The sequence below is a fragment of the Paraplanobispora takensis genome (genome assembly GCF_016863195.1).
Taxonomy (GTDB): domain Bacteria; phylum Actinomycetota; class Actinomycetes; order Streptosporangiales; family Streptosporangiaceae; genus Planobispora; species Planobispora takensis.
Map to the genome: position 1 here is coordinate 200,197 of NZ_BOOK01000001.1, position 14,653 is coordinate 214,849.

A 14,653-nucleotide genomic window follows, 5' to 3' on the forward strand; every position below is an offset into this window, starting at 1 on the left:
CATCGCTTGATCGGTTCGTCTGCTGCCAAGCGCGTCACTTTTCTGATGGTCCTGCTGTCGGAGTTCGTCAATCTCCTGGGCGCGGGAATGGCGGCGATCACTGTGACATTGATGGTGTACGAGGAGACGGACGGGGCGAGCACGTTGGCGACGCTGCTCGCTGTCCGCATGTTCACCAGCATCTTCTTCTCCCCCTTCGCCGGTGTGATCGTCGATCGCTTCAGCCAGCGGCGGGTCCTCCTGGCCGCCAACGCCGTGCTGGGTGCCACAGTGGCGGCACTCTTCTGGATGGCGCAGGCCGGACGGGTCGACTTCGCGCTCATCGCCGCCGTCTTCGTCGTCCAGGCACTGGCCGACAGCGTGGCGCAGTCGCTGATCGTCAGCATCGTCCGGCACCTGGCCACCGATGCCGAGCTCGTCCGGTCCAACTCGCTGGTCTACCTGGTGCAGAGCGTTCCGCAAGTCCTCGCGCCCGCCGGAGGCGCGTGGGCCTACGGGGTGTTCGGGCCGGGCACCGTACTGGGCGCGAGTGTGATCACATTGGCCCTGTCCGTCTCGCTCATGGGGGTGTTCGCGCGCTCTCTGCCCGTCGTCGACCAAGGCGGTGGGGGGACGCCGTACGCCCACGTGATGACGGGGTTCAGATTCATCTGGGGCAATTGCGGATTGCGACGGCTTCAGCTCTCGTACAGTGCGCTCAATCTGTTCAACGGGTTGTCGGCCGGCGGACTCGTCGCCTACGTGACGGGCCACGCCTCCGCCGCGGGGTGGGGGCTCTACTCGGCGTTGGGCGGCGTCGGGCTGATGGCCGGCGCGTTGTTCATGACCGTGAGCAGACGGCCCTACAGGAACGAAGTGCTCCTTCCGGTGAGTCAGGGCATCGCCGCCGTGATCGGACGGATCCTGCTTGTCGTTCCGGGTCTTCACTGGCTGTGGTACTTTGGCTCATTCGGCCGGAACGCCATGCTCCAGATCACCGGCGGTCCGATGACGGCCATCTGGCAACGGCAGGCTCCGGTGGAGTCGCTGGGCGTCGTCACCGGTTGCCGGCGGCTCCTGTCCCAGGGGCCCTATCCATTCGCCCTCGCCGCGGGGGGTTTCCTTTACGACTGGTGGGCCGCCTCCGGGACGCAGAGCGAGGGGATGTTCTTCGTCTACTTGGGGCTCGCTGAGCTGGCGGCGATTTCGCCATGGCTATGGGGACCCGTCCGGGAGATATTCATCGCGGAGAACACCCCTGCGCACCAGGAAAGGGTTGCGGCCGGCGTGTGAACGCGAGCCGGATGAGAACTGAATCCTGAAAAGGCTCCGGGGGCCGGTCGGGCGTGAACGCCGCTGTCCTCCGGAGCCTTTCTCAGAGAAACGGGTGCATCATTGCGCCTGGACTCTTCCGGTGAACACGAGTTTGGCCAACTCGACCTTGGTGCACACCCCGCTCTTGGCCCGGATCCTCCGCAGGTGGGTGTTGACGGTATGCACGCTGATCCCCAGGCGGTGGGCGATCTGCTGATAGGTGCACCCATCCGCGAGGAGCTGCAAGACCTCACTTTCTCGCGTCGAAAGACTCGGCTTGCCGGTCGTGGTCATCACCATGGTGACTCCTTGAAGGGCTGAACTGGGTGCGCGGGGCATCAGCGGTATTCGTCCTGGTCGCCATCGGCGGGAACCATAATGCGCGCGGCTGCTACCAGACCGCTAACCGCTGTCTACCGGCCGCCTCACCGGATCGAATCCGGTGGAACTCACCGAGAAAGGCCGAGGCCGGGCAGCGCCCATTCTCCCGGTAGTCGTGCAGTAGTCGGCCGGTAGGCGGAGCTCCTAGATTGCCGCTGACGCGGAAGGAGGTGCCGCACGTGAAGAAGCTGCCGTTCGCCGGTTAGGACATGAATACCAGGCCGGCTCGACATCGAGCGGTGAGGGCCGGGCATGAGAGCGCGCCGGTGAGGCGGGGAATGCGCCCGCCCCGCCGGCGCGCATTGATTCAGGATCACCACGTTCTTGCGGGGTGCTCATCCTCACCACGTTCTTGCGGGGTGCTCATCCTCATCACGTTCTTACGCGGGTGCTCATCCTCATCATGTTCTCGCGCGGGCGTATGTCCGGTGGATACCGGACATCCAGTCTGACCGCTCCCGCAGGAATGGGATGAACCCCGGGCGCGAGCAGGGCCGGCTCCAGCGATACGAAGAAAGTAGACACCGTGGCGATGTCCATCAGAGCTGCTCTGGCCAGGACGGCCGGCAAATCGCCGTACTGGCCGGTCATCACCCATCCGCTTCTCAGGCGCGTGCTGCCGGGGCTGGGGGTCTCCGCCCTGGGCGGCGGAATGACCACCGTGGCGGTGAGCTGGCTGGCGCTGGAGCTGGCACCCGCCGACACCAGGGGGGCCTGGCTCGCGGCCACGATCACCGCGCACATCCTGCCCGGGGCGCTCGGCGGGGTGCTGTTCGGGCGCTTCCTCAACGGCCGCAGCGGGCCTCAGCTGGCCGGCTGGGACGCGTTGCTGCGAACGGCCGTGTTCGCGGCCATTCCCCTCGCCTCCGCGCTGGGCGGCTTGAGCATCGGCCTGTACATCGCCCTGCTGGGCATCGGGTCACTGCTGACGGCATGGGGCAAGGCCGGGCGATACACGATGCTGGCGGAGCTGCTCCCCGCTCAGCACCACCTGGCGGGCAATTCGCTGGTCAACGTGATGCTGGAGCTGTCGACGGTGTTCGGCCCGCTGCTGGCCGCCACGGTCATCGCCCACAGCGGACCAGAACACGTGATGGCCATCATCGCCGTGACCTCGGCGTCCCTGGCCGCCACCTACCGTTTCGCGATCCCGTCGGAAGCCGGAGGCCAGGGCGTGAAGGCGGGCGCCTCGCCGGCGGCGGGATTCCGGGCTATCTACAGGAACCGGCACATCGTCATCCTTTTCGCCCTGTCGTTCGGTTTCTTTTTCTTCTACGGGCCGGTGACCGTGGCCATCCCGCTCTACGTCGTGGACGTCCTGCACGCCTCCGCGGCCACACTCGCCGGGTTCTACACGGCCTTCGGCGCCGGCGCGGTGTTGGGGGCCCTGGTCGCGGGGCACCTGCAGAAGTGGCCGCTCATCCCGACCACGATCGGCATCGTGCTGGGATTCGGCCTGGGACTGATCCCGCTCGGCCTGGGCGTCCCCACGGTGGTGGCCTGGGCCGCGTTCGCCCTGTGCGGAGTGATCTGGGGGCCCTTCCCCACCGTCACCACCACGTTGTTCCAGCGCCTGGCCGCCCCCGAGATCCTGCCGCGGCTCCTGGCGGCGCGCGGCTCGGTGATGGGCGTCTCGGTACCGCTCGGCGCGATGCTCGGCGCACCGGCCGTCCACCTGTTCGGAGCGCGGGGAACGCTACTCGTCTCCGCCCTCGGCATCACCGCGCTCGGCGTCTTCGCGGCACTCTTCCTCCTCGGCCGGCCCGCGCCCGCCCGCACACCCGACGATCTGACCACTACCGGAGTATGAAATGGCGACATTGATCATCAGTAACTGCACCGAGGAGATCGTGGGCGATCTCGCGGAGTTGTCCGATGAGATGAAGAAAGCCTTCGGCTGGGGAGCGCAGCGGCTGCTGTGGTACGCCCAGGAGGGCGACGTCGTGATCCTGCCTGCGGAGCCGGACCCGGCGTTCCTCGGCTACGTCGTCGCGACGACCGGCGTCCCGGCGTCCTCGCTGTCCATCCTCGTTCCCCCGCCCGGTGTGCTGGGCGGCGACCTGCTCTCGCCGGACCGCCTGGCCGATGAGGGGTTCCGTGAGGAACTGCGCAAGGTGGCCGCCGAGCGGACGATCGACGGCGTCATCGCCTGTTACGCCGACATCTCCATCCCCGAGCTGGTCACCTCTGTCGGTATCGACGGCGCGCTGCCGGGCTGCGCCTTCATCGCCGAAGGCGGCAACGTCCTGGTCAACAGCAAGGCGGTTTTCCGGGCGGTCGCGGCCGGAGCGGGCATTCCGATCGCACCCGGCGTGGTCACCGGCAACCGGCACCACGCGGAGAGGACGATCAACGGGTTGCTGGGCGACGGCTATGACGTCATGGTCAAGCGGGAGTTCGGCGGCGGTGGCTTCGGCAACGAGATCCTCAGCCCCGCACCGGGCGTGCAGGCCGCGGGCGCACCCAATGTGGTCGTCCTCCCGGATGAGGCGGCGGTCGCCGGCTACCTGGAGGAGCGCTGGGAGTGGCTCACCGGCGGCAAGGGTGACCGGCTGGTGATCGAACGGTTCTTCCCCGGCTCGGTGACCGTCTACGCCGAGTTCGACGCCACCGGCGACGGCTGCGAGCTGCGGGGCTCGGGAGAGATCATGATGGACCCGATCGCGGTGGGCGAGATCGTCCCGCCGGTGTCGGTCTCCCCGCAGGCCCTGGCCACCCTGGTCGAGGAGGGGCGGCGGCTGTGCGACCTCTTCCGGCTCATGGGCTACCGCGGGAACATCTGCGCGGACGCGATCCTCACCCGGGACGGGCAGATCGTTTTCACCGAGACGAACGGCCGCCTCACCGCCTCCACCCACCTGCACGTCAACGTCGCCCGGCGGATCGTGGGCGAGGAGCACCGCGACGAGCGGGTCCTGCTGGAGCGCGGCCGCGTGCTGAAGGGCACCTCGTTCCCCGAGGCGCTCGAACGGCTCTACGCCAGCGGGCTGGCCTACGACCCTGACACCCGGCTCGGCGTCCTGTTCACCGGTGACTACGTGCCGATCAACGGCAACATCACTTACACGATCGTCGCGCGGGGCGTGGAGTCGGCACGCGACATCGAACGACGGCTGCGGTTGCTGTCGGCCGACGCCGCCGCCTGAGATTGCCCATTTTTTCAGCATGTGAGGACATATGACTATTGCTGGCTATGCTCCGGTCGCGCCTGACTCCGACCGGGCAGTGGTCAACTCCTGGGACGAGTTCACCGCCTTGCGGGAGGTCGTCGTCGGTGACGCCACGCACTCCCGGATTCCGGCACAGAGTGACCCGTCGGCCTGGCTGAACTGCTATCCCGACCTGAGTCCCGCAGAGTTGGCGAAGATCGAGGCGGGGTTGTTCCCGCGGCACGTCATCGAGGAGTCCAACGAGGACCTGGCCGCGCTGGCCGCCGTCCTGCGCGGCCTGGGCGTCACCGTGCACCAGCCCCCGGCCGTGGACCACGGGCAGGAGTACGGCAATCCCGGCTGGCGCACCCGGGGCCGCAGCTCCTACTGCCCGCGTGACCTGGCACTGGTCGTCGGCTCGACCATCATCGAGTCCCCAGTCCGATGCGGGCCCGCTACGTCGAGCTGTTCGGCATGCGCCCGCTGTTCCAGGACTACCTGCTGCGCGGCGCGAACTGGCTGTCGGCCCCCAAGCCGCAACTTCGCGACGAGCTCTACCTGGTCGACGAGGACGGGCTGCCCGCCCTCGGCGAGGCCGAACCCGCTTTCGAGGCGGCCAACGTGCTGCGCCTGGGCCGTGACGTCTTCTACCAGGTCTCGCGCAGCGGCAACGAACTGGGCCTGCGCTGGCTGGAATCGACCTTGAGGCTCCTCGGCGACGTGCGGGTGCATCCCATCCGCGGGCTGTACAACGGCACCCACATCGACAGCACGATCGCCTTCCTGCGGCCGGGGCTGGTCCTGCTCAACCCCGCGCGGGTGACGCCGGAGACGATCCCGGAGCCGCTGAGGGGCTGGGACGTCCTCTGGTGCCCGCCGATCGAGGAACGGCGTGTTCCCGCGCTGCCGTACACGCTCAGCACCCCCTGGGTGGGGATGAACCTGCTCATGGTGGACCCCGAGCACGCGATCGTGGACGCCGATCAGACCGCGCTGATCGCCGCGATGGAGAAGCGCGGGATCACGGTGATCCCGCACACGCTGCGGCACGCGCGGGTCCTGGGCGGCGGCTTCCACTGCGTCACGCTGGACACGGTGCGCGACGGCGGGCCGGAGGACTATCTCGGTTGAGCTGCCGGAGCCGCCGGCGGCACTCGCCATCGAGCCCTCAGGACCAGTCTGCGTGCGACCGCTTCCTGAGTTCCGCCTCCAGCGTGGCCAGAGGCGCCTCCACGTCGATCATGGTGCGCGTCGTCCGGTAGCCGACCTGGTGGTTGACGCTGATCATATGGACGTTGCCGGCGTCGGTGGTGGTGGCCACTCTGGCGATGCCCGGCTTCTCGGCCACCAGCCACCGCGTCATCGCGGCTTTGACCGTCCGGCCGAGCCCGCGCCCCCGGTGCCCGGCCAGGACGGCGGTATCGGCCTGGAAGGCCAGATCCGGCTGGCCGGGATGCGTCTCGATCTCGGTCAGCCCGGCCACCGCGCCGGTCGCCTCGTGCACCGCGACGACGGTACTCAGCTCGGCCCCGCGCCGCCGGGCCTCCTCCTCGGCCGCACGGACCCGTTCCGGGGTCCACTCCGGCTGCCGGTAGCTGGACTCCCCGGTGGGAGCGTCGTGGATGGCGCTGCGTGCCTCCGCGTAGGACGCGAGCAGCGCCTCCGGAGCGGTGCCCCGCCAGCGCTCCAGCCGGTAACCGGCCGGGACGGGAACCCGCCAGGTGGCAGGATCGACGTCGGCGATGGTGAGGACTTGCAAGACGAATCCCTGCACGGTGGTGAACCCCCACGCGGCGGCCCAGCGTTCCCCGTCGCCTCCCGCCGTCACGCCCATTCCGGTGACCAGTTGCCGGTTCTCGGCCCGCAGTATCGGAAGCACCTCCTGGAGAAGCCGTGTCGCGACGCCGCGGTTGCGGGAACGGGGATGAACGCGGAGCTCCATGACGGCAAGTCCGGTGTTCTCCGCCTCCGGGAAGAGCACGACGGCCAGACCGACCACCTCGCCCGTGTCGTGTGCGGTCCACAGACGTTTGCGCCCGATGCCGGCGGGCCGCATCCTGAGCCGGTCGACGACCTCGTCGAACGTCGGCGGCGGCGCGTCCGGCCGATCCACCGCGAAAGCCGCCCGGGCCAGCTCGAACTGGCCCAGGAGTTCCGCCTGGGAGGCCCGTTCAAGATCGAGCAGGGCTATGTCCACGGGCATGGGGAGGTCCCTTCGTCGGGAGGGGATCGCCGGATGTCACCGGTCCGGCACAGGAAAGGGTCACGATGCCGATCATGATCAGTCCGAAGCTGAACAGGCCCATCACCCCGATGATCGCGGCATGCAACATGATCGCTATGGTCAGGCCGAGGCGACGCAGCCGGGCCGGCCCCAGCATGCACAGCGCGATGGCCAGCTCTCCGGCGAGCACCGACCAGGTGAGCGCCGCAAGCGGTGCGTAGGAGCGGAAGAGCGGGGCGAGGAGCTCGTGGAGCGCGTCGGGCGCTCCGTAGAAGGGATCGTTGGAGATCGCGTACATGGCCGTGCCGTTCCGCCAGCTCGGCGACAGGAGCTTGGACAGGCAGGCGCTGGTGTAGATGATCGCGATCTGGCAGCGGAGCGCCAGGTGCGCCGCGTAGGAAGCGCCTCGCCAGGCGGGCGGGATCTCCGGCGGCGGGCCGGCCCACGACCAGGTACGCCGGTCGGCCAGGCAGAGGGGGATGATCAGCATGGTGGCCGCCTGCGCGGCCCGTGCGCCCCCGTCCGGCATCGTCAGGCCGATGCTCAGGCCGAAGGTGACATACCAGTGGGGCACACAGGTCCACCGGGGCCGGTACCCGGACGCGACCGCCATGAGGACGACGATGGCGATGATCCGGTTCGTCGTCAGGGCGGCCGGTGAGGTCCCGGTCAGACACCACAGCGACAGGTTCGCGAGCCCTCCGCAGCCGACGCCTGCGGGGTCGCCCGGCACCGCTGCGAAGAGGACGGCGTCGGGGGTGAAGAGGAGGACCGACAACTGGGCGAGGGACATGACCGTCCGTCCCAGCGCCATCGGCAGGCCGGTGGGTTCGAAGCGCGCCGCCAGTCTCCCGGCCACCTTCGTCACTCTCCCGGTCACCTTCGTCACCGGACGCAATCCAGCCGCTGAGCGGACACCCTGGCGGGTTCTCGCGCGTCGGCGCCGTAGCGGCCCCCGGGCGTCCACTGCTTCGGCCGCTCGTAGGCGAGCACGACGACTCCGCACAGCGTGGGCCGTGGGAAGTCGTTGACCAGGGCGTGCACGCCCTGCTTCAGGCTCTCGTGACGGCAGTCGCGCGAGGGGGACCCGTTGCAGACCGACCACTGCGCGGCCGGGATCCGCCGGGCCAGATATGCGGCCTCCACCATCTGGCTGTCGGCGACCCGGAGCAGACCCCACAGGTTCTCATGGGACATGTGCAACCAGGTCGCGGGTTCCATGTCCGCACGAGCCGTGTTCACGCGGTAGGCGACGACGGCCTCCGACTCCGGAGCGTTCGAGAAGAAGTACCACCGCTGCGGCCAGACGACCTGGTATGCGTGTCCGTACGGCCGCAGCCAATCGGGCGTGAACTCCCCGGGCAACTGTGCGACCAACGCGACGGTCATGCTCAGGAACAGAGCCGTAGCGGTTCTCAGAAACGCTCGGCCGGCGGTCGCGGAATCATTTTCCGGGCTTACAGCGCTCTCATGCCCGCAGCGCCGGAAAGCGGTTTGACCGGCACCGTCGTCGATTCCGAGGTGCTTCCGGCCAGGGCGATGGCCAGCAGGGCCGTAATGGTGGCGATCAGGGTTGCCGTTAATTTCTTCATTACGAACACCGTCTTTTTTCTCGTTCATTGACTTCTGACCGGGCAAGAGGTCGAGATTTGTCATCGGAAATCTCGGTTGAGCTGCCTGGTCCTCTTTGTGTTCCCGGGTTTCGGCTACACGGCGGGCCCTGCAGCGTTATTGATCATACCGTATGTCATTTATGGAATTCGTTGGAAACGTTTACTTTTCGGGTGTGCGACAGGTGTGCGGGCTTCTCCTCGCGGCCTCGGGACGGCGGATGCCGGATCGGCCTGCCCGGCTTGGGGCGGAGGCGGGCTGTTGTGCCGTCCAGTATGTGGGAGGCTACTACTAAACCACTACTATGCACCTACTTGTACTATATATCTACTCGACAGGCGTTGATTGGCGGCCCCTGTCGATTATTGCGAGATCTTAAATATTTTGGTATGCTGTATGGCCATTTATGGATATATAGCGCAGAGAAGTAATCGGGGGGAAAGCTGCGGGAATCGGCGAGCAGTGGAATGTCCCGGCCGGGTGAGGTTGACGACCGCGGTGCCGTTTTCCGAATCCTGGGCCCGCTGGAAGTGGAGTGGTCCGGCCGTCTCCTCCACCTCGGAGGCTCGCGTTCCGACAAGGTGCTGGCCGGCTTGCTGCTGAACGCGAACGCCATGGTGCCCTTCGACCGCCTCGTCGACCTCCTCTGGGAGGTTCCTCCACAGTCGGCCAGGCAGCAGATTCACAACGTGATGGGTTCCCTGCGGCGCGCTCTGTCGCCTCTGGGCGGCGCCATTGAGATCAAGACCGTCGACGTCGGCTACCGCATGACCGTTCCCGAGACGTGGGTCGACCTGTACCGCTTCCGGGCCGCCATCCGCGGCGCCGAGCAGGCCGAGGCTTCCGGCGTGCCCGGTGAGGCCGTCCGGCTGATGCGGGAGGCGCTGGGATGGTGGCGCGGACCGGCCCTGGCGGGACTGCAGAGCCGGCCGCTGATGAACATCGCGGCCCGCCTGCAGGAGGACCGGCTGGCCGTCGTCGAACGGCTGATGGCGCTACGCCTGGAACTGGGCGAGGCCGGCTCGCTGGTGAGCGAACTCATGGAGCTGGTGGCCGAACATCCGCTGCGGGAGTCGCTCCGGGCCACTTTCATGGCGGCGCTCTACCGCAGCGGACGGCAAGCCGATGCGTTGTCGGCCTACGACAACGGGCGACGCATCCTCGCCGAGGAACTGGGCGTGGACCCGGGACCTCAGCTCCGCTACATCCACGCGCAGATATTGAGCGGCACGTTGGACGCCGACTATGCCGCCGGGCGGGAGACCGCCCTGCACCCCCCGGCCGAGCAGCCGGGTCCGGCCAACTACCTGCCGCACGACATCGGGGACTTCACCGGCCGCGCGGCCGAGATCGACGAGGTGTTGCGACAGGTACGGGGCCGCCCCCCGGGCGCCCTGGTCATCTCGGGCATCGACGGCATGGGAGGCGTCGGGAAGACGACGTTCGCCGTCCATCTCGCCCATGAACTCGCGCGTGAGTACCCCGACGGCCAGTACTTCGTCGACTTGCGCGGCTTCAGCGCCGGCATGGAGCCGCTCGCCCCCGCCCATGCGCTGGAGCTGCTGCTCCGCGACGGAGGCGTTCCCCCCGAGCTGGTACCGCCGGACCTCGAAGGGCGCAGCGCGATGTGGCGCGCCAGGACTGCCGGGCAGCGGGCCATGCTCCTGCTCGACAACGCCGCCGACATCGCGCAGGTCCGCCCCCTGCTGCCGGGATCGGCCGGCATGCTGGTCATCATCACCAGCCGTCGCCGTCTGACGGTTCTCGACGGATCCCTGTCCCTCTCCCTCGACCTCATGCCGCTCGACGAGGCCGTCAACCTCTTCACCTCGATCGTGGGCGCCGATCGTGCCGAGGCGGAACCGGAGGCTGTGCACGAGGCGGTGCGGCTCTGCGGCCAACTGCCGCTCGCGATCAGAATCGCCGCCGCACGGCTGCGCGACCGGAAGGGCTGGACGGTCGCCCATCTGGTGGAACGGTTACGCGATCAGCAGCATCGCATGAAATTCCTCGTCGCCGGGGACCGCAGCGTGATGCGCGCCCTGGTGGTCTCCTACCGCTATCTCAACGAGGCCCAGCGCAGGATGTTCCGCCTGCTGAGCCTGCATCCGGGCAACGACTTCGACGCGTACGCGGCGGCGGCCCTGGCCGGCTGCGGCCTGGAGGAGGCCGAGCGCGACCTGGAGGTGCTGTTCGAGAATCACCTGCTGCTTCAGCGCGTCCCAGGGCGCTACGAGTTCCACGACCTGGTCCGGGACTGCTCCGGGGAACTGCTCGACCAGTTCGAGGACGACGCCGGCAAGCAGGACGCGATCCACCGCGTCCTGGACTACTACCTGTACTCGGCCTCTCTGTGGTGCCGGCCGATAGCCGCGGCTCCCTACACGTTCGAGTTGGAGGTCGCACACCTGCCGATGCAGGTCAAGGAGTGCCGGGCGGACACGGATGCGCTCCGGGTCCTCGATGTCGAACACCGCAACCTGGTCAGGGCCGCCCAGTACGCCGGCCAGCACGGCTGGATCACGCACACCTGGCAGTTCGCCTGCGTGCTGCGGCCGTACTTCAGCCACACCAACTACGGCGGTGCGGCCCTGGAGCTGTACACGAGCGCACTGCAGGCGGCCAGGAGACAGCAGGACCTGCCGGGCGAGGCGGCCTGCCTCGCGGGCCTGGCCTCGGTCCACCGGGCCCGCGGCGCCAACGCGAAGGGCCGTGAGCTGCTGGAGCAGGCCATCGAGATCAGCCGGAACCTCGGCGACAAGGCCGGCGAGGGACGGCAGCTCACCCTGCTGGGCATCATGCACGCCAACGACGACCAGTTCGGTGAGGCCGTATCCAGCTTCTCGGCCGCGCTGGCCATCTCGGATGAGATCGGGGACGAGGGCGCCCAGGCCGATCTGGCCAACAATCTGGGCGTCATCTGCCGGGACCTGGGCAGGTTCGACGAGGCGCTGCGGTACTTCCGGCGCACCCAGATGCTGGACCGGGCCGGGGACACCCGTCAGACGGAGGTGCTGACGGCTGGCAACATCGCGATGCTCCTGCATCTGCAGGGCAGGAACCACGAAGCGATCGCGCAGTTCGAGGAGATCCTGTCCGCCGGCCGCTCGGTCGGCAACCTGTACAGCGAGGCTTTCACCCTGGTGGGGCTCTGTTCCTGCCATCGGTCGATCGGTGAGCTGGAGGTCTCACTCGCGTACGGGCGCGATGCGCTGACGCTCACCCGCAGGTCGAGGCTCTACGACCTGGAGTGCGCCGCACTGAACGTCCTGGGCGAGACGCTGACGGCCTTCGGCCGGCACGCCACGGCGGAGGACCTGTTCCGCCAGGCGCAGGCGCTCGCCGACCGCCACCGGGCCACCCGGCACGTCGCCCGGGCGAACGAAGGGCTCGCCCACCTCTGTCTGGCCCGCGGCGACCTGTCCGGTGCCCGCCGCCACTGGGAACAGGCCTTGCAAGCGTATCCGGAGGAGATGTACGACGCCCGGATCGTGGCCTCCCACCTGGACTGCCCGGACCTGGAGAAGAGCCGCTGCCCGCGTTGTGAATCGCTGCCCGCGTTGTGAGCCGCTGCCCACGCAGGCGGGACCAGGGCGGGCTGAGCAGGGGAAAGACAAAACGCCCGGGCGGAAACCACCCGAGCGTCAGCTCGATCTCGCATGACTACGCGATCCCATGAATGATCATGGTGTCCGAGGATGGACACGCTCGATATGTACATGTCGTTCACCGTGTCGGCTCGGCTCGTCCTCCCGGTCCTGGGGATGACGCCCGACGGGATCGGCCGACCGTGCCTGGGGAATCCGGTCGCATGCAAATCATACGTTCGAGATCAGAACCCCATCCGACATCACGCTGGCAGCGACACCATCCCTGGTTTGAGGCGATAGGGGCACGGTTCCCGGAGGAGTCGGTCGCTATGGTCACTCAGAGACGGGAGGGTGCGGGGGCCGATCCGGTCATTCGTAGTGGGTGCGGCAGGCGATGATCTGGACGGTGTCGGCTTCGATGGCATAGACGATGCGGTGTTCGGTGGTGATTCGGCGTGACCAGAAGCCCGACAGGTTCTGTCGGAGAGGCTCGGGTTTGCCGATGCCTTCGTAACCGTTGCGGCAGATGTCTTCAATCAGCCGGTTCAGTCGTTTGAGGGTCACGCGGTCGTTCTGCTGCCACCAGAGATAGTCATCCCAGGCTTCCGGTGTGAAGAGGATCTTCACTCGCCTTCCTGGCCGCCGTCATCGATGAGTTCGCGCGGCTGAGCCTGGCCGCCGCGCAGACTCTGGATGGACGCGGCGAGGTGGCGGGCGTTGGCGGGAATGCCGAGAAGGAAGGCCGTCTCCTTCAGGGACTCGTACTCGCGCAGACTGATCACGACGGCGGGTTCACGGTTGGGCCGGGTCACCACGATCTCGTCGAGATCTTCGGTGACGCGGTCCAGAGCCGCTGCCAGGTTCGAGCGGAACTCGCTCGCGGACATCGGGTGCATCGTACCTCCCCTCTCCTGAGAGAGTACGTAATCACGTACATCAATTGCAAGGCTGCCCGCGGACACGCTAAATGATCTTGAGTGGGAAGAACCCATATGGGCTGTCCCTCGTAGTGTGGAGATCGAACCGAGAGAGGTTTGGTCGTGGCAAGCGCCACACGATGGGGAGGCGCCGGTCGTTATCGTTGCGTAGGCATCGAAGTCATAAAAGTGCGGGCGAGGCGGTCGATTTCGTCGTCCCTAGATGCCTCGTCGACGCGCTGATCTCGGTCGATCCGGCCGCGCTCGGCTTTCAACCGGCGCTCCTCCTCACGCAGCCTGATCTCGTACTTGCCGGTCGTCTGCCGGGTGGTGAAGTTCAGCCTCATGACATGCCGAGCTCGCGCGCAACTCCTGAGTGAGAAGACGGTCATACTCGGTCTTGCCGTTCAGCATCTTCGAGATGATCGGCATGCAATCGAGCAGGACGAAGATGATGCGCAACAACCAGTGGGCGAAGTTGACCATGCCGCTCTGGCCGGCGACCGTGCCCAGAGCCTCCCACCGGTCCAGCAGACCGATGTCGGTGTAGGCCCGCTTCTTCTCCTCAACATGCTCGGCGATCTTCTCGCTGAGAGTCGCCGCGCGTTCCGTTTCGGCGGTGGCGTGATCGGTCGCGAGAGAGTCGAGCTCCGCCTTCAGTTTCGCCACATCCGCCCGCTGCTGAGGTATGTCATGGTTAGCGAGGAAGGTGTTCAGATCGTTCTTGCGGATCTTGCACTCGGGACCGTTGCCCGGTACGCCCGTGGTTCGGTCCGTGTCCTCTCCATAACATTCCCGGTCGCGGAGTCCCTCCAGCGACTCACGCCGTTTTATGTCCGGCAGAGCGGAAACCGCGCGTCAATGTCCGCGAGGACCAGATCATCGCCGAGCTGGATCCCTGGATCTGTCGGATCTTCGCTCCGGCGAACCTGCGCCAGACCGTCCAGGCGCTCGTGGAGGCGCAGAGCGACGAGACGGACCACATCATCGTCGAGGCGGCCAAGAGGACGATCGATGACTGCGACCGGCGGATGGCCGGCTACCGCTCGGTCCTGGATGCCGGCGGAGACCCGCAGGAGGTCGGCAGGTGGATGGCCGAGACCCGAACGGAGCGCATGCGGGCCGAAGGGCGGATGCGCACGGTCACCAGGAAACGGGAGATCACAGAGAAGGGGATCATGGAGATGATCCCGCAGTTGGAACAGGCCGCCGAGCTACTGATGAGAGCGGACCCGGCCGACAAGAACGACCTCTACACGCAGATGGGCCTGCACCTCGTCTACGACCCCTCAGAGAGAGTTGTCGCGGTCGAGGCCAGGCCCAGCACGTACCACAGTGTGTGTCCGAGGGGGGACTTGAACCCCCACGCCCCGCAAAGGGCACTAGCACCTCAAGCTAGCGCGTCTGCCATTCCGCCACCCGGACGTGGTGCCTGCACGAGAGACCGTCATCCCTCGTCGGCGGACCTAGGTTAGCAAACCTTTGAGC

13 protein-coding genes and 1 tRNA gene are annotated in these 14,653 nt (G+C 67.4%); 5 read left to right on the top strand and 9 right to left on the bottom strand.

The genetic code is table 11. From position 1 onward, the window contains the following. Window positions 1-6 precede the first annotated feature (6 nt). Window positions 7-1,272, top strand: coding sequence for an MFS transporter (locus Pta02_RS01020; RefSeq protein WP_203872691.1), 1,266 nt, complete (start codon window positions 7-9; stop codon window positions 1,270-1,272). A 99-nt stretch (window positions 1,273-1,371) separates the two neighbouring features. Here Pta02_RS01020 and Pta02_RS01025 read toward each other — a convergent pair whose 3' ends face one another. After that, entirely contained in the window at window positions 1,372-1,593 is a 222-nt protein-coding gene (locus tag Pta02_RS01025; protein ID WP_239129196.1) for a response regulator transcription factor, read from the bottom strand. 613 nt (window positions 1,594-2,206) lie between these two features. Between Pta02_RS01025 and Pta02_RS01030 the strand changes: the two genes are divergently transcribed. From Pta02_RS01030 to Pta02_RS01040, 3 genes are all read left to right on the top strand, one after another. Continuing rightward, complete coding sequence (locus Pta02_RS01030; RefSeq protein ID WP_203872692.1) at window positions 2,207-3,484, top strand: MFS transporter; 1,278 nt, start codon at window positions 2,207-2,209, stop codon at window positions 3,482-3,484. A gap of 1 nt (window position 3,485) precedes the next feature. Further along, complete coding sequence (locus Pta02_RS01035; RefSeq protein ID WP_203872693.1) at window positions 3,486-4,820, top strand: preATP grasp domain-containing protein; 1,335 nt, start codon at window positions 3,486-3,488, stop codon at window positions 4,818-4,820. 447 nt (window positions 4,821-5,267) lie between these two features. Next, window positions 5,268-5,954, top strand: coding sequence for a hypothetical protein (locus tag Pta02_RS01040; protein ID WP_203872694.1), 687 nt, complete (start codon window positions 5,268-5,270; stop codon window positions 5,952-5,954). Between the two features lie 37 nt (window positions 5,955-5,991). Here Pta02_RS01040 and Pta02_RS01045 read toward each other — a convergent pair whose 3' ends face one another. The 4 genes from Pta02_RS01045 to Pta02_RS01060 all read right to left on the bottom strand — a co-directional run bounded on the left by Pta02_RS01045 (window position 5,992) and on the right by Pta02_RS01060 (window position 8,648). Further along, window positions 5,992-7,026, bottom strand: a complete 1,035-nt coding sequence (locus tag Pta02_RS01045; RefSeq protein ID WP_203872695.1) for a GNAT family N-acetyltransferase — start codon at window positions 7,024-7,026, stop codon at window positions 5,992-5,994. Continuing rightward, entirely contained in the window at window positions 6,995-7,915 is a 921-nt protein-coding gene (locus tag Pta02_RS01050) for a sporulation-delaying protein SdpB family protein (RefSeq protein WP_203872696.1), read from the bottom strand. Before Pta02_RS01050 ends, Pta02_RS01045 begins: the two co-directional genes overlap by 32 nt. Before the next feature lie 17 nt (window positions 7,916-7,932). Further along, window positions 7,933-8,436, bottom strand: a complete 504-nt coding sequence (locus Pta02_RS01055; protein WP_203872697.1) for an SdpA family antimicrobial peptide system protein — start codon at window positions 8,434-8,436, stop codon at window positions 7,933-7,935. A 68-nt stretch (window positions 8,437-8,504) separates the two neighbouring features. Next, on the bottom strand, window positions 8,505-8,648 hold the full coding sequence (locus Pta02_RS01060; protein WP_203872698.1) for a hypothetical protein: 144 nt from the start codon (window positions 8,646-8,648) through the stop codon (window positions 8,505-8,507). A 603-nt stretch (window positions 8,649-9,251) separates the two neighbouring features. Between Pta02_RS01060 and Pta02_RS01065 the strand changes: the two genes are divergently transcribed. Then, window positions 9,252-12,224, top strand: a complete 2,973-nt coding sequence (locus tag Pta02_RS01065) for an AfsR/SARP family transcriptional regulator (protein WP_203872699.1) — start codon at window positions 9,252-9,254, stop codon at window positions 12,222-12,224. 393 nt (window positions 12,225-12,617) lie between these two features. Here the strand turns inward: Pta02_RS01065 and Pta02_RS01070 are convergent, their stop codons facing one another. The 4 genes from Pta02_RS01070 to Pta02_RS01085 all read right to left on the bottom strand — a co-directional run bounded on the left by Pta02_RS01070 (window position 12,618) and on the right by Pta02_RS01085 (window position 14,590). Next, on the bottom strand, window positions 12,618-12,875 hold the full coding sequence (locus tag Pta02_RS01070) for a Txe/YoeB family addiction module toxin (protein WP_203872700.1): 258 nt from the start codon (window positions 12,873-12,875) through the stop codon (window positions 12,618-12,620). After that, entirely contained in the window at window positions 12,872-13,135 is a 264-nt protein-coding gene (locus tag Pta02_RS01075) for a type II toxin-antitoxin system Phd/YefM family antitoxin (protein WP_307837437.1), read from the bottom strand. The genes Pta02_RS01070 and Pta02_RS01075 overlap by 4 nt, the downstream gene beginning before the upstream one ends. A gap of 318 nt (window positions 13,136-13,453) precedes the next feature. After that, window positions 13,454-14,008 carry a DUF4407 domain-containing protein gene (locus tag Pta02_RS01080; RefSeq protein ID WP_203872828.1) on the bottom strand — a complete coding sequence of 185 codons (555 nt, stop codon included), beginning with the start codon at window positions 14,006-14,008 and terminating at the stop codon, window positions 13,454-13,456. Between the two features lie 497 nt (window positions 14,009-14,505). After that, window positions 14,506-14,590, bottom strand: a tRNA-Leu gene (locus tag Pta02_RS01085). Window positions 14,591-14,653: the final 63 nt, after the last annotated feature.

Bases quoted from the DNA above. Each gene is read 5' to 3' on its own strand.
- Pta02_RS01025 (WP_239129196.1), bottom strand. From the start codon at position 1,593: ATGGTGATGACCACGACCGGCAAGCCGAGTCTTTCGACGCGAGAAAGT.
- Pta02_RS01030 (WP_203872692.1), top strand. From the start codon at position 2,207: ATGTCCATCAGAGCTGCTCTGGCCAGGACGGCCGGCAAATCGCCGTAC.
- Pta02_RS01035 (WP_203872693.1), top strand. From the start codon at position 3,486: ATGGCGACATTGATCATCAGTAACTGCACCGAGGAGATCGTGGGCGAT.
- Pta02_RS01040 (WP_203872694.1), top strand. From the start codon at position 5,268: ATGCGGGCCCGCTACGTCGAGCTGTTCGGCATGCGCCCGCTGTTCCAG.
- Pta02_RS01045 (WP_203872695.1), bottom strand. From the start codon at position 7,026: ATGCCCGTGGACATAGCCCTGCTCGATCTTGAACGGGCCTCCCAGGCG.
- Pta02_RS01055 (WP_203872697.1), bottom strand. From the start codon at position 8,436: ATGACCGTCGCGTTGGTCGCACAGTTGCCCGGGGAGTTCACGCCCGAT.
- Pta02_RS01075 (WP_307837437.1), bottom strand. From the start codon at position 13,135: ATGTCCGCGAGCGAGTTCCGCTCGAACCTGGCAGCGGCTCTGGACCGC.